Source organism: Klebsiella sp. KE9456 (genome assembly GCF_043832615.1).
Taxonomy (GTDB): Bacteria; Pseudomonadota; Gammaproteobacteria; order Enterobacterales; family Enterobacteriaceae; genus Klebsiella; species Klebsiella indica.
The window spans coordinates 1-22,815 of the sequence record NZ_JBDYQK010000018.1 but is presented as its reverse complement, the minus strand read 5'-3'; the positions used below and the strand labels follow the sequence as shown (position 1 = coordinate 22,815).

At 53.8% G+C, this 22,815-nt stretch carries 18 protein-coding genes and 1 other RNA gene; 9 read left to right on the top strand and 10 right to left on the bottom strand.

The window, feature by feature from the left end; all coding sequences use genetic code 11:
- The first annotated feature begins 6 nt into the window (after nucleotides 1-6).
- Both ABK821_RS17890 and ABK821_RS17885 read left to right on the top strand, forming a co-directional pair.
- Nucleotides 7-903, top strand: a complete 897-nt coding sequence (locus ABK821_RS17890) for a 3-hydroxyacyl-CoA dehydrogenase family protein (protein ID WP_343178282.1) — start codon at nucleotides 7-9, stop codon at nucleotides 901-903.
- A complete protein-coding gene (locus ABK821_RS17885; RefSeq protein ID WP_308561456.1) occupies nucleotides 896-1,663 on the top strand; it encodes an enoyl-CoA hydratase-related protein in 768 nt (255 codons plus the stop codon). Before ABK821_RS17890 ends, ABK821_RS17885 begins: the two co-directional genes overlap by 8 nt.
- On the opposite strand, the gene ABK821_RS17880 is transcribed toward ABK821_RS17885, so the two are convergent.
- Nucleotides 1,660-2,229 (bottom strand): HutD family protein, encoded by a 570-nt coding sequence (locus tag ABK821_RS17880; RefSeq protein ID WP_138358695.1) that lies wholly within the window; start codon nucleotides 2,227-2,229, stop codon nucleotides 1,660-1,662. The two genes, ABK821_RS17885 and ABK821_RS17880, sit on opposite strands and share 4 nt — an antisense overlap.
- Nucleotides 2,226-2,987 (bottom strand): histidine utilization repressor, encoded by a 762-nt coding sequence (hutC, locus tag ABK821_RS17875; RefSeq protein ID WP_142501418.1) that lies wholly within the window; start codon nucleotides 2,985-2,987, stop codon nucleotides 2,226-2,228. The genes ABK821_RS17880 and hutC overlap by 4 nt, the downstream gene beginning before the upstream one ends.
- Nucleotides 2,988-3,093: 106 nt before the next feature.
- On the opposite strand from hutC, the gene ABK821_RS17870 reads away from it, so the two are divergent.
- Both ABK821_RS17870 and ABK821_RS17865 read left to right on the top strand, forming a co-directional pair.
- Nucleotides 3,094-4,476, top strand: a complete 1,383-nt coding sequence (locus ABK821_RS17870; protein ID WP_343178281.1) for a formimidoylglutamate deiminase — start codon at nucleotides 3,094-3,096, stop codon at nucleotides 4,474-4,476.
- 550 nt (nucleotides 4,477-5,026) lie between these two features.
- Complete coding sequence (locus tag ABK821_RS17865) at nucleotides 5,027-5,344, top strand: hypothetical protein (RefSeq protein ID WP_138358689.1); 318 nt, start codon at nucleotides 5,027-5,029, stop codon at nucleotides 5,342-5,344.
- Nucleotides 5,345-5,468: 124 nt separating this feature from the next.
- On the opposite strand, the gene ABK821_RS17860 is transcribed toward ABK821_RS17865, so the two are convergent.
- The 3 genes from ABK821_RS17860 to ABK821_RS17850 form a co-directional block, all read right to left on the bottom strand.
- Complete coding sequence (locus ABK821_RS17860; RefSeq protein ID WP_138358687.1) at nucleotides 5,469-5,717, bottom strand: GlsB/YeaQ/YmgE family stress response membrane protein; 249 nt, start codon at nucleotides 5,715-5,717, stop codon at nucleotides 5,469-5,471.
- A gap of 497 nt (nucleotides 5,718-6,214) precedes the next feature.
- Nucleotides 6,215-6,625, bottom strand: a complete 411-nt coding sequence (menI, locus tag ABK821_RS17855) for a 1,4-dihydroxy-2-naphthoyl-CoA hydrolase (protein ID WP_138358685.1) — start codon at nucleotides 6,623-6,625, stop codon at nucleotides 6,215-6,217.
- The gene (locus tag ABK821_RS17850) at nucleotides 6,622-9,678 is read right to left on the bottom strand and encodes an FAD-binding and (Fe-S)-binding domain-containing protein (protein ID WP_343178280.1); all 3,057 of its coding nucleotides are present in this window, start codon (nucleotides 9,676-9,678) and stop codon (nucleotides 6,622-6,624) included. The genes menI and ABK821_RS17850 overlap by 4 nt, the downstream gene beginning before the upstream one ends.
- Before the next feature lie 203 nt (nucleotides 9,679-9,881).
- On the opposite strand from ABK821_RS17850, the gene ydiK reads away from it, so the two are divergent.
- Nucleotides 9,882-11,003 (top strand): AI-2E family transporter YdiK, encoded by a 1,122-nt coding sequence (gene ydiK, locus ABK821_RS17845; RefSeq protein ID WP_138358681.1) that lies wholly within the window; start codon nucleotides 9,882-9,884, stop codon nucleotides 11,001-11,003.
- Nucleotides 11,004-11,327: 324 nt separating this feature from the next.
- An RNA gene (gene rprA, locus ABK821_RS17840) (antisense sRNA RprA) lies at nucleotides 11,328-11,435 on the top strand.
- Here the strand turns inward: rprA and ABK821_RS17835 are convergent.
- The 3 genes from ABK821_RS17835 to ppsA all read right to left on the bottom strand — a co-directional run bounded on the left by ABK821_RS17835 (nucleotide 11,435) and on the right by ppsA (nucleotide 18,256).
- Nucleotides 11,435-13,804 carry a glycoside hydrolase family 3 N-terminal domain-containing protein gene (locus tag ABK821_RS17835; protein WP_343178279.1) on the bottom strand — a complete coding sequence of 790 codons (2,370 nt, stop codon included), beginning with the start codon at nucleotides 13,802-13,804 and terminating at the stop codon, nucleotides 11,435-11,437. The genes rprA and ABK821_RS17835 overlap by 1 nt on opposite strands.
- Before the next feature lies 1 nt (nucleotide 13,805).
- A complete protein-coding gene (locus tag ABK821_RS17830) occupies nucleotides 13,806-15,206 on the bottom strand; it encodes an MFS transporter (protein ID WP_142501423.1) in 1,401 nt (466 codons plus the stop codon).
- A 671-nt stretch (nucleotides 15,207-15,877) separates the two neighbouring features.
- Complete coding sequence (gene ppsA / locus ABK821_RS17825) at nucleotides 15,878-18,256, bottom strand: phosphoenolpyruvate synthase (RefSeq protein WP_138360384.1); 2,379 nt, start codon at nucleotides 18,254-18,256, stop codon at nucleotides 15,878-15,880.
- Nucleotides 18,257-18,720: 464 nt separating this feature from the next.
- On the opposite strand from ppsA, the gene ABK821_RS17820 reads away from it, so the two are divergent.
- From ABK821_RS17820 to hemP, 3 genes are all read left to right on the top strand, one after another.
- A complete protein-coding gene (locus tag ABK821_RS17820; RefSeq protein WP_138360383.1) occupies nucleotides 18,721-19,554 on the top strand; it encodes a pyruvate, water dikinase regulatory protein in 834 nt (277 codons plus the stop codon).
- A gap of 156 nt (nucleotides 19,555-19,710) precedes the next feature.
- Nucleotides 19,711-20,757, top strand: coding sequence for a 3-deoxy-7-phosphoheptulonate synthase AroH (gene aroH, locus ABK821_RS17815; protein WP_343178278.1), 1,047 nt, complete (start codon nucleotides 19,711-19,713; stop codon nucleotides 20,755-20,757).
- Nucleotides 20,758-20,916: 159 nt separating this feature from the next.
- A complete protein-coding gene (hemP, locus tag ABK821_RS17810; RefSeq protein ID WP_138360403.1) occupies nucleotides 20,917-21,096 on the top strand; it encodes a hemin uptake protein HemP in 180 nt (59 codons plus the stop codon).
- Between the two features lie 36 nt (nucleotides 21,097-21,132).
- Here the strand turns inward: hemP and selO are convergent, their stop codons facing one another.
- Together selO and ABK821_RS17800 are read right to left on the bottom strand one after the other, a co-directional pair.
- Complete coding sequence (gene selO, locus ABK821_RS17805) at nucleotides 21,133-22,575, bottom strand: protein adenylyltransferase SelO (protein WP_343178277.1); 1,443 nt, start codon at nucleotides 22,573-22,575, stop codon at nucleotides 21,133-21,135.
- A 136-nt stretch (nucleotides 22,576-22,711) separates the two neighbouring features.
- Nucleotides 22,712-22,815: hypothetical protein (locus ABK821_RS17800; RefSeq protein WP_244500604.1), on the bottom strand; the 104-nt coding region annotated here is incomplete at its 5' end.

Genomic DNA, 22,815 nt, shown 5'->3' with positions numbered 1-22,815 from the left:
AGAAATATGCCAGTCATTAAAAACGTGGCGGTCATTGGCGCGGGAACCATGGGGGCGCGTATCGCCGCGGTCATGGCGCGCGCAGGGTATCATGTCCATCTGTGGTCACGCTCGGCGCACACGCTGCAAACGGCGCGCTCGCTAATTGAGTCTCTGGGCGTGACGACCTCGATTCACTACAGTAGCCAGCTGGAAACCTGCCTTGCGGAGGCCGATATCGTTTCAGAAAACATCGCCGAAGATACGTCGCTGAAACAAAGCTTGCTGCAAACCATTGAACAACAGATTTCCGCAGATTGCCTATTGACCACAAATACGTCCAGCATCTCTATTACCTTGCTGGCATCCGCGCTACGCGACCCTTCGCGGCTGATTGGCATGCACTGGTTTAACCCTGCGGATATTATGCCAATGATTGAGATTGTGCGGGGCGAAAAAACCAGCGAACACATTTGTCAGCAGATACGGGAAATTTGTCAGCATCTTGGCAAAGAGACCATCACCGTCAATCAGGATATTCCTGGGTTTATTATCAACCGATTACAGTACGCCATGCTGCGTGAAGCACTGTATCTGGTTAGCGCGGGTATCGGTTCGATTGAAGATGTAGACCGGGCGGTACAACGCACGCTGGCCCCCCGCTGGGCGGCAATGGGGCCCATGAAGCTCATGGATTTCGCTGGGCTGGATACGGTAGAGAAAGTTGCCGCGCTGCTGTTGCCTGCGCTGGATAACAGCAGCACGCTACCGGACTGGCTAAACGAAACGATCTCCGCCGGTAAGCTGGGCGTCAAAAGCGGCGCGGGGTTCTATTCATGGCCCGGAGAGAGTGCGATGGACGCCATGCGGCAGCGTGATGCGCTGGTGAATAGCCTCACGTCAAGGAGCGTGGAAAATGAGTGAAATTCTCTGTCGCTATGAAGAGGCGGTTGCTATTGTGACCCTGAACCGCGCGGAAAAATATAACGCCCTCACGGCCGGGATGCTCGACGCCCTGCTGAGCACGCTAAAAACACTCGATCAGCAACCTGAAGTAAGGGCGATAGTGCTATCAGGCGCGCCGCGCGCGTTTTCCGCTGGCGCGGATATCGGCACCCTGGCGGCTGCATCGGCCACCACGCTATGGCGCAGCGGTTTTAGTGAAAAATGGGACCAGATCGCCTGCATCGAAAAACCCCTTATTGCCGCCGTATCCGGCTATGTGCTCGGTGGTGGTCTGGAACTGGCGTTGCTGTGCGATATTATCATTGCCGATGACACCGCGAAATTTGCTTTACCGGAGAGCCAGATCGGCATTATTCCTGGCGCTGGCGGAACTCAGCGTCTGGTTCGCGCGGTAGGAAAATCGCTGGCGATGGAGATGCTGCTGACCGGCAGACGTATTAGCGCAGAAGAGGCGCACCAGGCTGGCTTAATCAGCCAACGGGTCAACGCCGGAGAGTCGGAAATACACGCGCTGACGGTGGCAAAACAGATTGCCCGCGCAGCGCCGCTGGCGGTGCAGATGATTAAGAAAGCGGTCAATGCCAGCTATGAAATGCCCCTTAGCGCCGGGATCGCATATGAGCGGGCGCTCTCGGCGTTGATTGCGGATAGCGACGATCGGGCCATCGGGATGACGGCGTTTAAAAACAAGCAAACGCCGCAATTTACCGGGCGCTAAGCGCTTACTGGCAAAGGGCTAAGCGTGACACTCGCCACGCGATTTTTGGCGCTCCTCGCCAGAATCACCGTTGCGGGTGCGTCAATCAGCAGGCTGTCGTAATGGTGCAGACAATGACAGTGTTCGCCGACCCGAATATCCAGCGTATCGCCAGCATTAAACAGCAGCAATGTCCCTGTATGATGTGCCCATTCTCCGCCATCGACCCAACGCACCGCCGCCCGTACCGTGGCGGCATCATAGATAACGTTAAAATCGAGCAACGGGCCACCGCTGATCTGACAGGAAACATCGCTATCGCCACGAAAATCGGTCGCCTGAAATGGCGGAATAAACGCGCTTTGCTGACCGTCGATCGTCAGATACATCCCGCCCCCTTCCAGCACGCTGATATTTCTCAAATAACCGGGAAAGCGGGAAAAAGGCCCATCATTACGGATCGTGGCGAGAGATATTCGCCAGGCATACTGTTCGCAGGAAGGGTAACGCAACACTTCACGGGTGATCCCCTGCCCGTTTTTCCATCGCATCTCAGTATATTGCGCATGGGGCAGATGGCGGATCATTTACGCATACTCCCTTCCAGACGGTAGCGCGATCCTGGGTAGACCAGACGTACGCTGGTAACGATTTTTTTATCCTGCCGTCCGGTCCAGGTACGGCGGTTAACCTGCAGGCACGGCGTGTGCTCATTAATTTCCAGGTAGGCACACTCAACCCGACTGACATTTACCGCTTCAATGATATGCTCCCCTTCCACGATAGGTGCAATCGAGGAAAGATAGGCATTTGGCGTGATACGGGTAAAGTCCTGTTGCAGATAGTCCGGGGCGATCAACGCATTGACCAACCGATCTTCCAGCATGATCGGCACGCCATTTTCGTAATGGCAAATCAAGGAGTGAAACAAACGACTGCCCATGGGGAGATTAAGCAGCAGCGTTTGCTGAGTATCGGCCTGTAACTGGGTCAACTCCAGGACGCGTGCGTGATGGCGATGGCCGCGGCTGGCTATCTCATCGGCGATATTATTTATATCCAGCAGCGCCGACTGCCCGCGCACCTCCGCCACAAACGTTCCGACGCCCTGCATACGGACCAGTAACCCTTCAGCGGTCAATTCCCGCAGCGCCCGGTTGATGGTCATGCGACTGTAGCCGAACTGGCTAACCAGTTCACTCTCGGAAGGCACCCGGTAGTTCACCGGCCAGACACCACTATGGATATTGGTTTTGATCATATTTTTTACCCTTTCATAGAAAGGGGCTGGTTGATCCAGGCATTCCTCACCCACGACAACTTTACACACATCGTTTTGTGCCATAACTGTTTCCTCCCCTGATGACTATTAAAGTTTACTCTATGCACTATTGGATGTATATATATAAACATGTATATACATTTAATTATCATCAAACCGGAGTGGAAATATGGCGGTATATTTTGCGGCGAAAGCGCTTCTGCCGCAGGGCTGGGAAAACAATGTCAAAATAAGCGTCTCCGCCCAGGGCATCATTACCTCAGTGGAGAGCAACACTGTCGCGGATGAGCATAGCATCAGGCTTAACGGCTTGCTCGTGCCGGGTATGCCTAATCTCCACTCTCACGCGTTTCAACGCGCGATGGCCGGCCTTACTGAAGTGGTCGGCAATCCCGCCGATAGCTTCTGGACCTGGCGAGAATTGATGTATCGGCTGGTTGATAAAATCACCCCCCAACAACTCGAAACGATCGCCAGCTATCTGTACATCGAAATGCTAAAAGCAGGTTATACCTCAGTGGCGGAGTTCCACTATCTGCACCATGATCGGGGAGGTAAACCTTACGCGCAGCCAGCGGAACTGGCATTACGCATTTCGCAGGCGGCAAAAACGGCGGGTATCGGTCTGACCCTACTGCCGGTACTCTACTCTTACTCCGGCTTTGGCGGCCAACCTGCCTCCGCCGGACAGGCACGCTTTATCAACACTACCGATCGCTATCTGGCGATCTACGATGCCATTACCGCGCAACTTGCCGACGAACCGATGCAGCGCAGCGGCCTGTGCTTTCATTCCCTGCGTGCGGTTACCGAGGAGCAGATGCGTATTGTACTTGCCGCCAGATCGCATAAGCAGCCCGTCCACATTCATATTGCCGAGCAGCAAAAAGAGGTGGACGATTGCGTCGCATGGTCTGGTCTGCGCCCGGTGGAGTGGCTCTACCGCCATATGCCGGTAGATGAGCGCTGGTGTCTTATCCATGCCACCCATCTGACAACCGAGGAAACCCGACAGATTGCGCACTCCGGCGCTGTCGCGGGCCTGTGTCTGACCACGGAAGCCAACCTGGGCGACGGTATTTTCCCGGGGCAGGATTATTTAGCGCATCAAGGCAACTGGGGAATAGGTTCCGACAGCCATATCTCGGTCAATGTCGCTGAGGATTTACGCTGGTTTGAATACGGCCAACGACTGAACCACCGGCGGCGCAATCTTCTTCATACCGCAAACGAACCCTATATCGCCAATGTACTGTATCAGGAGGCGTTAAATGGCGGACGCCAGGCTCTTGGGCAACCCGTCGGACTGATTGCCGCAGGTGAGCGCGCAGATATGCTGGAACTTAACGGTCACGACCCGTTTCTCGCCACCGCCAGCGATCGCGAAATTCTGAATCGCTGGATATTTGCCTGTGCTACCAATCCAATTAAAAATGTCATGACCGGGGGTCGCTGGGTTATTGAAGATGGTCGACATGCTCATGAAGATAAAATTACCGCAGAGTTTATCGCGGTTATGAAACAGCTGACTGGCGTGGCACCCTCCCGGTAGATATTTTCACGCCTTGCGACGAAACCCGTTGTTTGCTTCGCGGAGTGACGCCGCACAGACTGCGGCGTCGACCCGGCTGGATAAATCGCCGATATGCCTGCCCACGATGTTGCCGCGCAGCCCAATAGACGACGGCGGCACATACGATGGCGCGGCACCGCCTGAGATATTCGGCCTGTGGATCTCGCTAACCTTCGTGAGAAAAAAATGCAGAAAGATTTCTATACTGCCATCCAACTCGTGTACAATATTTCGTCAAATTTTTTTCATTTTTGAATGCAATGTCGCAATGCAAATTATCAGGAAGGTATGTAGTACTGGATTATGGATATTGAAACAGACGTTATGTCGATGTGTATGGCTATATTGTTAATTATAAGCGTTTTGCTTGATTAACCCCTTCCTCGCCAAAATTGTGAGCCTCGTCGTCGTCGGCCAGGCCTTCACATTCGTGATAAAATATGAAGATTCATAGGATTCACCCGCCCGGGGATTGCTTGCCAAAAGCCAGGCCTCTAAGCTTCATTCACAAACTTACGAGGTACCTGAAATGAATAAAACGCTTATTGCACTGTTCACCCTTGTTTCGATCACCGCCGCCAGCGCGTTTGCTGCAGATAAAACCGAAGCCCCGACACCGGCAGACGTCAATGCAGGGCATCCGCCATTTGAACTGGCTCAGGGACACGGCCCAATGCCATTTCCCCCTTTTCCACCGAAAAAGCCGGTAATATTCTCCGCAACGGTAGCAACGGATAATCCGGTGGAAACGATCAATAAACTCACGCCGCTTATTCCGGCAAACAAAGCCAAACATTACGAAGTCCGCGTGGAAGTGGTTCCCGTGCCTGATATCCCGGGTGCATAAGCCCATATTTTCGTTGTGGATTTATCTGTGTCGAATAGGCCATCGGTTATCTACAGATATTAAAAAAGCTGCCAGCAAAACTGGCAGCTTTTTATTTTATAGCACACGTTGCGCGCAGGCAGAATTAGCTCTTAATTTTCCGGTAGATAAACAGCACAACCAGTGCGCCGATCACCGCCACGACAAAGCTGCCGAAATTAAAGCCATCGACCTTACCAAATCCGAAGAAGGTACTAATCCAGCCCCCGACAACCGCACCGATGACGCCGAGAATTACAGTAACGATAAATCCGCCGCCGTCTTTCCCCGGCATAATCCACTTGGCCAAAATACCGGCGATAAGACCAAAAATGATCCATGAAATGATACCCATAGCTAACTCCGTCCTCTTGTTACCTTGTAAATCTCTCGTATTTAAGAGCTTAGCATAAATATGAAGAGGGATTAATAAATTTATATTTCACCGACAACACCTTGTCATCTGGAAGATAATGGTCTAAAGACAGCAGAACGAGAGAAATCAAATAAACCGCAAAGGACAAATTATCTACTGATTAATTCCTGATAAGAACATGGGTATATCCGCTGAATAATTCGAGTCGCCGCACAACACGGTTAACCGTTTGAACAGGCAGGCCCGGGAAGGGGAAACGATCGGGGGGAAATTCCCCCTCAGATGGCTGACAAAGTGCGTTTTTCAGCCATTGCCCGGCAGCACTTGCGCGGGCCGACGAAAAAACCAGAACATACGGATATTATTAATTTTGTAGGCCGGATAAGGCGCAGACGCCATCCGGCGGAAATGCAGGCACACTATCTAAACCGGTTTGCCATCAGCCTCAGGGGGAAAGATCCCCCTTCTCAGTCACTTTATATCACCGCCGTTGTCAGTCGCGATGAACAACAGAGGCGCCCCTGCGCATCAGAAATATCGATTTGCCAGACCTGGTGACGGGAGCCAATATGCAGCGCCCGGCACACGCCGCGAACCCTGCCGCTGCGCACCGCGCGAATGTGGTTGGCATTCACCTCCAGACCCACGACTTTCTGTTCACCTTCACAGCACAAATAGCCAGCGACTGAGCCTAGCGTTTCAGCTAATACCACCGATGCGCCGCCGTGCAATAAGCCAAAGGGCTGATGAGTACGCTCATCTACCGGCATGCTGGCCTCAAGGGTATTCTCAGTCAGCGTCTCAAAGCGAATATCCAGCAAGCCGAGCATGTTCCCGTCCTTCATCGCATTCAGCTGCTCCAGGCTGCTCTGACGCCGCCAGATCATCCGATGATCTCCAGCAGCGCCTGCAGCGGATGACGAACGCCACTGCCTTCAATACGCTTCACCTGACTACGACAGGAGTAGCCGGTGGCCAGGCAACGGTTGCGCGGTAATCGCTGCATCGCCTGCTGCCAGGAGAGCGCGTAGATGGCCAGCGAATTAGCATGATTCTTCACTTCATGGCCGTAAGTCCCGGCCATGCCGCAACAGCCGACATTCACGTTCTCCAGCTTCGCGCCGAAACGCGCGAAAATATCCGCCCACTGTTTCGTCGATGCGGGCAGCGCCGTCACTTCGGTACAGTGACCAAACAGATACCACGCCTCGCCGCCTTTATCCTGCGCGATGGTTTCCGTTAACGCCTGCGGCAACCATTCGTGTACCAGCATCACGCGGAAATCGCCTCGCTTATCACCCAGTACCTGGTTGTATTCATCGCGATAGCAGAGCACCAGTGCCGGATCGACGCCCACCATCGGCATACCGAGACGGGCCACACGGTTGAGGAAATCGGCGGTTTTCTGCGCGGTGCGCGCAAATCGCGTCAGGAAGCCTTTAATATGCTGCGCCTTGCCATTCGGAGAAAACGGCAACAACACCGGCTGATAGCCGACCTTTTCGACCAGACGCATGAAATCAGCCACCACCTGCGCATCATAGTAGCTGGTAAACGGATCCTGGACCACCAGCACCCTTTTCGCTTTCTGCTCAGGACTCAGCGCTTCCAGCTGTTCCAGGGTGGTGTTCGCCGAGCGGTGGCCGACCATTTGCTGTTTCAGCGAAGGCGTGGAGAGCAGCGGTAGATCCACCATACCAATATGCTTTTCCGACAGCTTACGCATCCACGGCTGATTAATAAAAAAGTTAAACGTCTTCGGCGCATGCGCCATCAGCGGGGCGTAGGATTCAACCGTCGCCACCAGATGGTCGCGAACCGGGCGCAGATAGCGGCTATGGTAGAGCTGCAGGAAGCGCGAGCGAAACTCCGGCACGTCAATTTTGATCGGGCACTGGGTCGAGCAGGCTTTACAGGCCAGGCAGCCGGACATCGCTTCTTTGACTTCATGGGAGAAATCATACTCCCCTTTACGCGCATGCCAGCTATTGCGGGTACGCGCCACCAAGGTACGCAAACTCGCGCGTTTTTCCGGCAGATCTTTTTCCAGCTGATTAGGGTCAATGCCCCGATCCGCCAGCAGGCGCAGCCACTCGCGCACCAACGTTGCACGGCCTTTCGGCGAATGGATACGATGGTTACTCACCTTCATCGAAGGACACATGGGGCTTTTTGCATCAAAGTTAAAGCACAGGCCGTTGCCGTTACACTCCATCGCGCCGCGCCATGCACTACGCACCGCAATCGGGATCTGGCGATCGAAAGTCCCGCGTTTAACCGCATCCACTTTCATCATCGGCGCATCAACGCCTTCGGGAGGGCAAATTTTCCCCGGGTTCAGCCGGTTATCCGGGTCAAACGCAGCTTTAATTTTACGCAGTTCGCCAAACAGCGCTTCACCAAAGAACGCCGGACTATACTCGGCGCGGAACCCTTTGCCGTGTTCGCCCCACAACAGACCGCCATATTTTGCGGTTAACGCCACGACATCATCGGAGATCCGCTTCATTAGCATCTCTTGCTGCGGGTCGCACATATCCAGCGCCGGGCGCACATGCAGCACCCCGGCATCAACATGACCGAACATACCGTAGCTCAGACCATGTCCGTCCAGCAGCGCGCGAAATTCCACAATATAATCGGCCAGATGTTCCGGCGGCACGCAGGTATCTTCCGCAAAAGGTATCGGTTTAGCGGCCCCTTTGGCATTACCGAGCAGCCCGACCGCTTTTTTACGCATTGCGTAGATACGCTCAATGCCGTCCAGTTCGCTACAAACCTGCCAGCCGATAACGCCAGCCTCGTTACGCGACATCAGTTCATCCAGGCGCTGGCACAGCGTCGCGACTTGATTGTCAATCAGCTCGCCGTCATCACCGGCGAACTCGACAATATTCAGCCCCAGCATCTCTTTATCCGGGACATCAGCGATTAGCTCGCTAACCGAATGCCAGACAATATCCTCCCGCGCCAGATTAAGGACTTTTGAGTCAACGGTTTCCACCGAGAGCGCCTTCGCCTCGACCATAAACGGCGCGTTGCGCAGCGCGGAATTAAATGAATCGTATTTAATATTAACCAGGCGGCGCACCTTCGGCAGGCGCGTAATATCCAGCCGCGCTTCGGTGATAAACGCCAGCGTCCCTTCTGAACCGGTCAAAATGCGCGTCAGGTCAAATTCGCTCATCTCATCATTAAAAACATGGCGCAGATCGTACCCGGTGAGAAAGCGGTTAAGCTTAGGAAATTTGTCGATAACCAACTGCCGCTGCGTTTTGCAGCGCTGATAGACCGTGCGGTAAATACGCCCGATCGCCGACTGTTCTTCGCCCAGCGTTTCTGCCAGCGCCACGGGAATCGGCTGCGTATCGAGAATGTCGCCGCCCATCAGCACCGAACGCACGCCCAGTACATGGTCGGACGTTTTACCGTAGACCAGCGAACCCTGCCCGGAGGCGTCGGTATTAATCATTCCACCAAGAGTGGCGCGATTACTGGTGGACAACTCCGGGGCGAAAAAGTAGCCATACGGCTTGAGATATTGATTAAGCTGGTCTTTAATGACCCCGGCTTCCACCCGCACCCATCCCTCTTCCGGGTTGATTTCGATAATGCGGTTCATATAGCGGGACATATCGACAATAATGCCGGCATTCAGCGACTGACCGTTAGTCCCGGTCCCGCCGCCTCGCGGGGTAAAAACCAGCGTTTTAAAACGCTCTTCCGCCGCCAGCCTTGCCAGCAGAGCCACATCTGCTGTGGAACGGGGAAATAAAATCGCATCCGGCAACAGTTGATATACACTGTTATCCGTCGCCATCGTCAGCCTGTCGGCGTAACTGGTGGCGGTATCACCGGTAAAACCTTGTTGCTCCAGTACCTGCAAAAAATTCAGCACCAGTTGAACGACACCTGGCGCCTGAGAAATTTGTGGGATCATGACGCTCGACCCTGCCCGACTATGTTGTGTTGTAAGTAATTAAACGTTTGCGTTATGCACTCAACTTTTTATCACATTTTTTTCATATGCGCCCGCCAGAATTAAATGCAAAATCAGGCGCGCAAACTTATTGATATTATTATCAGTACATGGAATTACGCTGCGTCAGCATCCTGACGCGACTGCAAAGGTAAAATTTCACCATGATTAACCCCCATCAGCCCCGCGACATACCGCAAATTCTGTTATCGGTGCTGTTTTTATCCCTGATTATCATTTCCTGCCTGTGGATTGTGCAGCCATTTATCCTGTCGTTTGCCTGGGCCGGTACGGTGGTTATCGCCACCTGGCCGTTGCTCCTGCGCCTGCAACGCCTGCTTTTAGGCAAACGCTCCCTGGCCGTACTGGGGATGACGCTGCTGCTGTTTTTGCTGTTCGTCATCCCCATCGCGTTGCTGGTCAACAGCCTGGTGGATAACAGCACGCCATTAATAAAAGTGATTACCAGCGGCAACTTTACCCCGCCGGATTTGGCATGGTTGAACACTATTCCGCTGGTCGGCGATAAGTTGTATCTCGGCTGGCATAGTCTGCTGGAAATGGGGGGCGCGACGATTATGAGCAAAATTCGTCCCTATATCGGCACCACCACCACCTGGTTTGTCGGGCAGGCGGCGCATATCGGTAAACTCCTGGTTCACTGCGGACTGATGCTGCTATTTAGCGCATTGCTCTACTGGCGCGGCGAACAGGTAGCCTATGGTTTCCGCCACTTTGCCACGCGTCTGGCAGCAAAACGCGGCGATGCGGCGGTGATCCTCGCAGGTCAGGCTATCCGCGCCGTAGCGCTGGGGGTGGTAGTAACCGCGCTGGTCCAGGCGGTCATGGGCGGTATTGGTCTCGCCGTCAGCGGCGTTCCCTACGCCGCGCTGCTCACCGTGGTGATGATTTTCAGTTGTCTGGTGCAACTGGGGCCATTGCTGGTTCTGGTGCCGTCAATTATCTGGCTGTACTGGACGGGCGACACCACCTGGGGAACCGTACTGCTGATATGGAGTTGTGTGGTGGGCACCATGGATAGCTTTATCCGCCCGTTACTGATTCGTATGGGCGCCGATCTGCCGATGATCCTTATTCTTTCCGGCGTTATCGGCGGTCTGGTCGCCTTTGGCATGATAGGCCTGTTTATCGGCCCGGTGCTGCTGGCCGTCTCCTGGCGGCTATACGATGCGTGGGTTAACGAAGCGCCGCCTCCGTCGAAAGATCCCGACCAGGTACTGGAGGAACTCAGCGAACTGAATAACCGCGCATCACTGGATAAGTAAGTGAAAAGGCTGTCGGGAGCGATCACCCATCCCGCGGTTCAGCGCAATGTCAGGAATTCAGGGGGACGAGCGAAACGTCCCCCGACTGTTTATACGCCGGGCATGAGACATCGTCGCGACATATTGCACATGGCACATGCCTCTGCCCAGCCCGGGTAAACAAACATATTTCGTCTTAACCTTAAGAACAACTGATACATCAGACCTAACCGCCCTCTGGTTTCAGCTCGCAGTCCGCATTGACGGCGCAGATTATTAACCCCGATTTAACTATTGGGAGGAATCCGATCGACGCCAAAAGCCGCATTGCCTACTATTTATCCTACGGTTATAGATCAAGACCTTGATTTATAAGCATGGAAATCCCCTGAGTGAAACAATGAATTGCTGTGTGTAGTCTTTGCCCATCTCCCACGATGGGCTTTTTTTTGTCAACTGACTTCACAGCGGCTGATCATGCGCCAGTCTCGCGGCAGTTCGCGAACCTCTCCCTTCACCGTCACGGTTGCCTTCCCGCGAATATCCGCCGATGAAGCACCAATCTGCAGCTCAAACTCGCCGGGCTCGACAATTCGCTTACCGTCACGACGGGTGAAGTTAAGCATATCCACCGGTAACGTGAAATTCAGCGTCGCCGTTTCGCCAGCGTCGAGCGTCACGCGTCGGAACGCTTTTAGTTCCTGTAGTGGACGCACCATCGAGGCCACGTTGTCACGAACGTAGAGCTGAACCACCTCGCTGCCCCGGCGTTCTCCGCGATTACGGACAGCAACCTGAACGACGATGTCACCTGTCACCGCAACCTCCGGCGTCAGCAGACGCGGCGCGGAATAGTCGAACATCGTCCAGCTTTGCCCATACCCAAACGGATAGCGAGAACCAAAGTGAAACGCAAACGGCGTGCCGCCGCTTTTCAGCTTATGATTATAGTAATAGGGCATTGCGCCTGCGCTTTTCGGCACGCTGACCACTAAGCGGCCCTGCGGTTCGGCGCGCCCGGTTAACACATCGGCAATCGCCCAGCCTCCCTCCTGACCTGGCGCCCAGGCCATTATCAACGCCGCGACGCGCTCCTCCAGCCCCTGCAGATTATAAGGTCGCCCGCCGGTCATCACCACAATCACCGGCTTACCGGTGGCGACCAGCGCTTCAAGGAGTTGCTGCTGAACCCCCGGCAGGTTCAGGCTATCAGTATCCGAACCTTCGCCCACGGTGCCGCTCTGGAACAGACCCGCAAGGTCGCCCACACAAGCCACCACCACATCGCTCTCCAGGGCTGCGCTGACCGCATCGGGGATCAGGCGGGTATCCTGTGATACTGGAGACTGCTGCATCGGCCTACCGCCGCTGTCGCCAGGAAATACCGGCGCGCCAGCCATGCGTTGCTCAATGATATGACACCCTTTGGCATAGCTAACCCGCCCTTCACCAAGATAGTGACGCAGCGCAGTTAACGGCGTTGTCACCTGCGAGACTTCATCCACCATATCGCTGATGATCAGATGCACCGGGAAGCTGTAGCCGCTGAGCAAAGCCAGCGGATCGTCAGCCGTCGGCCCCACTAGCGCGACTTTTGCTTTGCCCTGCAACGGTATCGCCCCGCGGTTTTCCAGCAGCGTCAATGAGCGCGTCGCCACATCCCGGGCGGCCTGGCGGGCGCTGGCCGATTGCAATGTAATGGCAGAAACATCGGTATAAGGGTGTTCAAATAAGCCAAGACGGAACTTCTCCGTCAACGTGCGGGAGACAATTTCATCAATCTTCGCCATAGTGATTAATCCGCGATCCAAAGCCTCCTGCAGATGCCGCGCGCAATCATCTTTCGGCAGCTCCACATCAAGGCCCGCGTTGAATGCCAGCGCTGCCGATTCCGCCGCATCCTGCGCTACGCCGTGGTGCTGATGAAGCAGGCTGATGCCGCCATAGTCGGCGACCACAATGCCATCAAACCCCCACTGTTCGCGCAAAACAGTGGTCAGCAGGAAACGATCGCTGTGGCCCGGTTGGTTATCGATATCGTGATAGGCTGGCATGACCGAGCCCGCATTAGCCAGCTTTACCGCCATCTCAAACGGCAACAGGAAGGTGTCATTGAGTTCGCAGAAACCAAGATGCACCGGGGCATGGTTGCGCGCCCCTTCACTGAATGAATGCCCGACGTAATGTTTCAGCGTCGCCAGCACATCGCGCTTCTCTCCCTGCAATCCATTGACGTAAGCGCAGGCCATCACCCCTACCAGCCAGGGATCTTCGCCAAAGGTTTCTTCGGTACGCCCCCAGCGTACATCGCGCGAAACGTCCAGCACCGGCGCCAGCCCCTGTTTACAGCCGGTGGAACGGGCCTCGTCGCCAATTTCTCGCGCCGCACGCGCTACCAGTTCGGGATCCCAGGTTGATCCATAGTTTAGCGACGATGGAAACAGCGTCGCGTTCTTGCACAACAGTCCAACCAGACACTCTTCATGAAACAGAGCCGGGATCCCCAGCCGGGTCTCTTCCACCAGCATTTTTTGCAAGCGGTTTGCCGCGCGCACAGCGCTGTGCGCGTCGACAATATGCGTACCCAGCGGACGCGTAATTTGCCCGACGCCAGATTTCAGTTTTTCCGCGAGTGAGGTCTGCTCGCTGGCACCGGAAAATTCATCGCTCAAATCACTGCGTTCTTGATGTTCGCCGTTTTCCGCCAGCACCAGCCAGTAGGCATGCATTTGGGCAAATTTTTCTTCGGTCGTCATTCGCGACAGCAAATCCGCCACGCGTTCCGGGACAGGGCGCCGGGCATCCTTGTAAATTACGGTCATATTATTGCTCCTGTAGTGCAGAATTCAGCGCTCTCTGTCCGGACTCTTGCGCACGGAGTTCGCGTTTGCGTGTCAGTTCACGCGCAATCGTGTCCGCCGTGCGGCTATTGAGTTTGTACAACATCAACAGCAGCGCCATGGCGATAAACAGGCTCGATGGCACCAAAGTGAAAAGCGCATTGATGGTATTTAATACCGTGGAGGATTGGTCAAGCGCATTGGGGGCGTAATCAACCATCCCCAGCACCCAACCAACAACAGCGCCCCCTAGCGCCAGGCCAAATTTAATGGCAAACAGTGCAGTGGAAAACACCAGGCCGTCAAGGCGGCGTCCGCTACGATGTTCTTCGTAATCCACGACATCAGAGAACATGGTCCACTGTAGCGGTGTGGTCAGATTTTGCATAAAACCGAAGATGACGTTAAGGCTAAATATTAACCACAGTTGATTCGCGGGAATAAAGAAAATAGCGGCGGCAAAAATAACGTACGTGATAATCGTCCATTGATAGGCGCGCACGCGGTCAAATTTCCCGAGCAGGCGCTCGGATAATAGCGCCCCAAGCAGCGCGGCAATCATCCCGCTCACAATAAAAGTGAACACCATATCCGGGCGCTGCATAACATATTTTACGTAATACATGGTTGCAGAACCACGCGTGACCACGGCGGTTAATAATAGAATATTGAAGATAAAAACTATCCGCCACTGGCTATTTCCTGCCAGTAATTTGAGATCTTTTAATAACGATCCTGAACTATCTCCCGAAGGAGTATAACGCTCACGAGTCAGGAAAAAGCAGCTAAAGAAAAGCACTATGCCAAGAATACCCATCAGACTCATGGCATAAAAATAGCCTTTTTGCGCGTCCCCGTGCCCTAAATATGATACCAGCGGCAGCGCAATCACCGTGACAATCAGACCACCAATAAACGACAGCGCAAAGCGCCACGACTGGAGCGAATGTCGTTCATGCGGGTCCATCGTCAATGCGCCAGGCATGGCGCAATACGGCACATTAATTGCGGAATAGATAAAGCTCAGAATGGCGTAAGTCAGGCAGGCATAAACAATTTTCGCCGTTTCGCCGACATCGGGAACATAGAAAGTAATAATACAGCTTACACCGAACGGAATAGCAAACCACAGCAGCCAGGGACGAAAACGTCCATGACGGGTATGGGTACGGTCCACCAGCGCGCCAATGCAGGGATCGACCACCGCATCAATAACCCTGACAACTAAAAACATCGTGCCCATGATGGCAGCCGGTAAGCCAAATACATCCGTATAGAAATAGGCCAGAAAAAGCGTGGCGGTTTGCCATACCAGCGCGCTGGCCATATCGCCAAGACCATAACCTATTTTATCTTTAGTAGTGAGTACCGAGGAAAGTGTCATTATTATTATCCTGTACACGATAGAAAAGGCATTTCTGTATTTCGTTATCAAGTGTTTCGATAACGTGGTGTCAGTATTAGTAATGAACAACACGGGAACAATTGTCGAAATTAACTGATGGATTACGGTATTTTGTTTTTTTCGTTTTATGTGACTTACCGCAAATAAGCAGGATGAGGGTGTAAAAAATCCCCGCCATTGGACTAATACCGGTCAGTTAAGCGCGCCATCGGCGTTTTATGCTGTTCTGTTTGCTGCTCTATGCAGTTCAATGGCTGATATATATTGCCTGTTTTTTCATGGCATTCAGCACCCGGACAGCCGCTGACTGAGTGCGGGATCATCGCATGGGGGTTGGGCGCATCAGGGAAACCTGGCGAGAACGCAGGTACGCATCCAGGACTGGCCGTCAGATGAAGTCGGAGTGGAACTGACCGCGTAGCGGCAGGTTTTCAGCGCAATGCCGGGTTATGGGGGCGAGCGAAACGCCCCCATGCCGTTCACAGGCTGTGGAGATGACCCATATCCTCGGATGGACAGTGAACAGAACAGTTCACCGACCCAAACCCGGCGAAAACGAAAAATGCGCCATTTTCGCCAAAGCCACCTCTTTAACTGAAAGCCTCTGACCAGTATTACGCCATTGGACGGGAATAGTGTATATCAACAGCTTACTTATTCAGCTCCGCCAGGCCTAGCCAGGTTTGCACGACGGTATCAGGATTCAGGGAAAGGCTATCAATCCCCTCCTCCATCAGCCAGGCAGCGAAGTCTTCGTGATCGGATGGCCCCTGACCGCAAATACCCACGTATTTACCCTGTTTCTTCGCCGCACGAATAGCCATCGACAGCAGCGCTTTTACCGCATCGTTGCGCTCATCAAACAGCTCAGAAACCACGCCGGAATCACGATCCAGACCCAACGCCAGTTGCGTCATGTCGTTGGAACCGATTGAGAAGCCGTCAAAGTATTCGAGGAACTGCTCCGCCAGTAGCGCATTCGATGGGATTTCACACATCATAATGAGCTTCAGGCCATTCTCGCCACGCTTAAGCCCCTGACGCGCGAGCTCTTCGACCACAGCTTTTGCCTGTGCGACGGTCCGGACAAACGGCACCATGATTTCGACGTTAGTCAGCCCCATGTCGTTACGCACCCGCTTAACCGCCTCACACTCCAGCGCAAAGCAGTCACGGAAGCTTTCGGAAACATAACGACCGGCACCGCGGAAACCCAGCATCGGGTTCTCTTCTTCCGGCTCGTAACGCTCGCCGCCGACCAGATTCGCGTACTCGTTAGATTTAAAGTCAGAAAGACGCACAATCACCCGTTTCGGGAAGAAAGCCGCACCAAGGGTTGAAATCCCCTCCGTCAGGCGACCGACATAGAACTCTCTGGGTGAATCATAACCCTTCATCAACTCGCGGATTTCGCCCTGCAATGCCGGTTCCTGATCGTCAAACTCCAGCAAGGCGCGGGGGTGTACGCCGATCATGCGGTTGATAATAAACTCCAGACGCGCAAGGCCCACGCCTTCGTTTGGCAGGCAGGCAAAATCAAAGGCGCGATCCGGGTTACCGACGTTCATCATGATCTTCAGCGGCAGATCCGGCATGTCGCCAACGCAGGAGCTCTTCACGCTAAAGTCGAGTATTTCGGCATACACGTAGCCGGTATCGCCTTCGGCGCAGGAGACGGTCACGTTCTGATTTTCCTGGATGCGATCGGTCGCATTGCCGCAGCCAACCACCGCCGGGATCCCCAGTTCGCGAGCGATAATCGCCGCATGACAGGTACGCCCGCCGCGGTTAGTCACAATCGCCGCCGCTTTCTTCATGATCGGTTCCCAGTCCGGGTCGGTCATATCAGTGACCAGCACATCGCCGGGCTCAATGCGGTTCATTTCACTGATATCATGAATAACTTTTACCGGCCCGGCACCGATGCGATGACCGATAGCGCGCCCCTCAGAAATAATCTGCCCTTGCGCATGCAGGGTGTAACGCTCCATCACCTGGCCGCGGGAACGGACCGTTTCCGGACGCGCCTGCACGATGAACAACTCACCAGTATGACCATCTTTCGCCCATTCGATATCCATCGGACGGTTGTAGTGCTTCTCGATTTGCACCGCTTGTTTCGCCAGTGCCTGCACTTCGGCGTCGGTCAGGGAGAAAACATCGCGTTGCGCCTGCGGAACATCTTCGATACGCACCTGTTTCCCATGTTCCTGGGTTGCGGCATAAACCATGCGGATCTTTTTCGACCCCATCGTGCGGCGCACGATAGCCGGGCGACCCGCCGCAAGCGTGGGCTTATGAACGTAAAACTCATCCGGGTTTACCGCCCCCTGCACCACCATCTCGCCGAGCCCCCAGGCGGAAGTGATAAACACCACCTGATCAAAACCGGATTCGGTGTCGATGGAGAACATGACGCCGGACGATGCGAGATCGGAACGCACCATCCTCTGCACCCCGGCGGAGAGCGCCACGCCGCGATGATCGTAGCCCTGATGCACGCGGTAGGAAATTGCGCGATCGTTAAACAACGATGCAAATACGTGCTTAACGGCAACCAGAACCGCATCAAAGCCCTGTACGTTAAGAAATGTCTCTTGCTGCCCGGCGAAGGAGGCGTCCGGCATATCTTCCGCCGTCGCGGAAGAGCGCACAGCAAAGGAGGCCTCAGCATTGTCGGCGGACAATCGGGTATACGCGTCGCGAATCGCGTTTTCCAGCTCGCTCTGGAACGGCGTATCGATGATCCACTGACGGATCTGCGCGCCGGCGTTCGCTAATGCGGAAACGTCGTCAATGTCGGTTGCATCCAGCAGTTCATAAATACGCTGGTTTACACCACTTTGGTCCAAAAACTGATTAAACGCATCAGCGGTAGTGGCAAACCCGTTCGGTACGGAAACGCCCATACCTGACAGATTTGTAATCATTTCACCAAGGGAGGCATTTTTGCCCCCAACCCTGTCTACATCATTCATGCCGAGTTGGTTATACCAAAGCACCAGCGGTGACGAGCCATTGTTGGACATTGAGACAATCCTTTTGTGATTTAATACCAGTGATATACACGCCCTTTCAGACTGTTTTCCCGTTAACGGCGCATTGAATCCCTGTCGCCGCGTTATCACCGCGCTCGGGGATTCCATCGCTCGCCGCCAGACGGCATTCTGAATGGTGTTGTGTATAAATAATTCACGATCAACTACCGGATTTATCCTGACATATTTATGCGACTGAAAAAAACGGTGAATCGTTCAAGCAAATTATTTTTTCATTTTTAGGATTCTTTGCCGGTTATACATAACTCCATGATTCTTTCGGAATCTGGTGAGATTTAATACCAAAGCCAGACCAATAATAAAAATGAACTCACCTTTTCATTAAAAATAAAAATAGCATTTCATTTTTTAAAATTGAGACAAAGAGTGGCACGATATGCTTAAATTTAATATCAACTTTCAAACAATTAATCGTGTTATACCGGATGGTCAAAATGGAAAGTGTTGTCGATCGCCACGTGTTTTATATTTCCGATGGAACCGCCATTACGGCAGAAGTTTTAGGGCATGCGGTCATGTCGCAATTCCCGGTTACCACCAGCAGCGTGACCCTGCCCTTTGTTGAAAATATCAGCCGTGCACGGGCCGTGAAAGAGCAAATTGACGCCATTTTTGAACAAACCGGTATTCGGCCACTGGTTTTCTATTCCATTGTACTTCCGGAAATCCGCGACATCATCGTGCAAAGCGAAGGCTTTTGTCAGGATATTGTCCAGGCGCTGGTGGCACCGTTACAGCAGGAGCTACGCCTTGACCCGACGCCCATCGCCCATCGCACTCATGGCCTGACGCCGGGCAATCTGAACAAATACGACGCGCGTATCGCAGCGATTGATTACACCCTTGCTCACGATGACGGGATCTCGTTGCGTAATCTTGATCAGGCTCAGGTGATCCTTCTTGGCGTCTCACGCTGTGGAAAGACGCCCACCAGTCTGTATCTGGCGATGCAGTATGGTATCCGCGCCGCTAACTATCCATTTATCGCCGATGATATGGACAATCTGATTCTTCCTGCATCGTTAAAGCCGCTGCAGCACAAACTTTTCGGTTTAACAATCAATGCGGAGCGCCTGGCGGCCATCCGCGAGGAGCGGCGGGAAAATAGTCGCTATGCTTCTTTGCGCCAGTGCCGCATGGAGGTCACCGAAGTCGAAGCGCTGTACCGCAAAAACAAAATTCCTTGCCTGAACAGTACCAATTATTCCGTGGAAGAGATCGCCACCAAAATTATGGACATTATGGGTCTAAGTCGTAAAATGTACTAATAGACTAGTACGATGTTATAAATTTGTTTATGCTATCACTTGCACCCTATACAGGATTATGCCCTGCTCTTGCAATAAACAGGGATTGCTTTATCGTGATACGCATCACTTCCTGGTATTTTCGCCGAGGAAGAAACAGATTTTTGAGACCCCCGAATGAATAAAACAGACGAATTGCGTACCGCGCGCCTTGAAGGCCTGGTCACGCCCGCGGAACTGGCGCAACGGCACCCTATATCCGCCGCCGTTGCAGCACATGTTTCCGCAACACGCCGCCGAATCGAGAAAATCCTCACCGGTGAAGATCGCCGCCTGCTGGTGGTGATCGGTCCATGTTCCATTCACGATACAGATGCGGCGATGGAATATGCTCGCCGCCTGCAAGGGATGCGCAGACGCTATCAGCCACAACTGGAAATCGTTATGCGCACCTACTTTGAGAAGCCTCGTACGGTAGTCGGCTGGAAGGGGCTCATCTCGGACCCTGACCTGAACGGCAGTTACCGGGTTAATCACGGTATTGAGCTGGCACGGAGCCTGCTGTTACAAGTGAACGAGCTGGGCGTACCGACCGCCACCGAGTTTCTCGATATGGTGACCGGGCAGTTTATTGCCGACCTGATAAGCTGGGGCGCGATTGGCGCACGCACCACTGAGAGCCAAATCCACCGTGAAATGGCCTCCGCGCTCTCCTGTCCGGTAGGTTTTAAGAACGGCACCGATGGTAATACACGTATCGCCATTGATGCCATTCGCGCTTCTCGCGCCAGCCATATGTTCCTGTCGCCGGACAAGCAGGGGCAGATGACTATCTACCAGACCAGCGGCAACCCTTACGGTCATATCATTATGCGCGGTGGTAAAAAACCGAATTATCACGCTGATGATATTGCCGCCGCCGGAAGGGCGCTGGCGGAATTCGACCTCCCGGAACAACTGGTCGTCGATTTCAGCCATGGCAACTGCCAGAAGCAGCACCGCCGCCAACTGGAGGTTTGCGCCGATATTTGCCAGCAGATCCGCGCAGGATCGACCGCCATTGCCGGGATCATGGCCGAAAGTTTCCTGCAAGAAGGGACACAGAAGGTGATTCCCGGCCAGCCGTTGACCTGGGGCCAATCAATCACCGACCCTTGTCTGAGCTGGGAAGATAGCGAACGATTGCTTGATGAATTAGCCGACGCAACCGCCAGCCGCCTGTAGCCCTTCCCCCCACCGACACCGCGGTGGGGAGTCCCTCGCATTGATTTCCGGTCTGTCACCGGCCAACTGGCATCACGGGTTAAATAATCCTTGCGATGAAAAACAACATTATTGATAATGATTATCATTGTTGATTTGATTTTGGGTGCTTTGACGCATATGGATAACGCTGCCACAGCAGAAATAACAAAAGACAATACTCCCTATCCTGTCCCCTCTGACAGAGTGATAAGCAGCCTTGAATTATTAGGCCCTGAAGGGCGAGTGGTCATTGAACACAGCGGTCAGCGTTATTTACTCCGCCAGACCCATGCCGGTAAGCTGATCCTGACTAAATAATGATCCCCGCCATTTGCGCGACGGGGATGGCCAAACCTAACTGGAACAGCTCACTTCAAGACGTTTCCCCCATTCCGGCGGGCGATGGGTATAATCGTCCGACCGATCGGCAAAAGGCTGAGATAATGCGTTGTGCAGACGCGCCAGTTCACTCATATCCCCTTGTTCCGCCTGCTCAATCGCCCGTTGCGCCAGCCAGTTGCGCAATACGATCGCCGGATTCACGCTCCGCATATGCGCCTGTCGCCGCGCATCATCAATCTGCTCATCGCACAGGCGCGAACGGTAACCAGCAAACCAGCTATCAAAGGCGGCACGGTCAATAAATTCATCGCGCAATGGCGAAGCGGCGCTGGCCTGTTCACTCTCGCTCAACATCCGGAACGTTCGCGTGTAGTCGCTGCCTTCACGTTCCATCAGGGAAAACAGGCCATTCAGTAGCTCATTATCCCCTTTCTGTTGGGTTAACAGCCCCAGTTTATCGCGCATACGCTGACCATAAGCCGTCAGTAGTTTGTGCTGGTAACTATCCAGAGCGCAATTCAATGCCTCCGCGTTGATAAACGGTGACAATGATTGCGCCAGCCGCTGTAAATTCCACAGCCCGACAGCAGGCTGATTGTCAAAGCTGTAGCGCCCCTGATAATCAGAGTGGTTACAGATAAAGCCTGGCTGGAAATCATCGAGGAAACCATATGGACCGTAGTCCATTGTCAGCCCCAGAATCGACATATTATCGGTATTCATTACCCCATGCGCGAAGCCGATCGTCTGCCAGCCGGCAATCATTTCCGCCGTCCGCGTGACAACGTCACTGAACCACAAAATATACTTATCCGCTTCGTTCTGCAGATGTGGCCAGTGATGACGGATCACATAGTCCGCCAGTTGTTGGACCTTTTGCGGCTCACGGCGATAGTAAAAATGCTCAAAATGGCCAAAGCGGACATGGCTTTCGGCAAGACGCATCAGCATCGCTCCGCTCTCGACGGTTTCACGGTACACCGGGGTATCGCTGGTCACCATAGCCAGCGCACGCGTGGTGGGGATACCGAGCGCATGCATCGCTTCCGACGCCAGAGCTTCACGAATCGTCGAACGCAGTACTGCCCGCCCGTCGCCCATGCGTGAATAGAGCGTCAACCCAGCCCCCTTGAGATGCCAGTCAAAACGACGGCCATCGGATAGCTGCTGTTCGCCGAGCAGAATGCCGCGCCCATCGCCAAGCTGACCGGCCCACGCGCCGAACTGGTGACCGCTGTAAACCTGCGCCAGCGGCGACATACCGGGCAGCAACGTTTCGCCTCCCCAGACGCCTGCTCCCTGCTGTGGACGGAATAGCGTTTCGGGAATACCCAGCGTTTGCGCCAGCGACGCATTGTGCCAGGCAAGTCGCGCATTCTCTAACGGCGTTGGGGCCAGAGCGGTGTAAAAATCCGGCAGTTCATCATGCCAGTGGGTTGTAAAAGACAGGGTCATGGTTCCTCCTGTCTTCAGTGTAGTGCTTTCAACAAACTATTAACACGGAGCGATTTCAGGGATATTGGCTAAAAAGGCAAGAGCGTCGCCTCCCTCCGGATAATTGTTCGATGCTAAATAACTGATCCTAATACCGCTACACTTTAGCCAGCCCATGCTTTCCACCGGGGAATGGGCTGACGGTATCCATAAAGTGACGAACCTTTTTCAACAGTTGCCACATTGAACGGCACTGGTGAT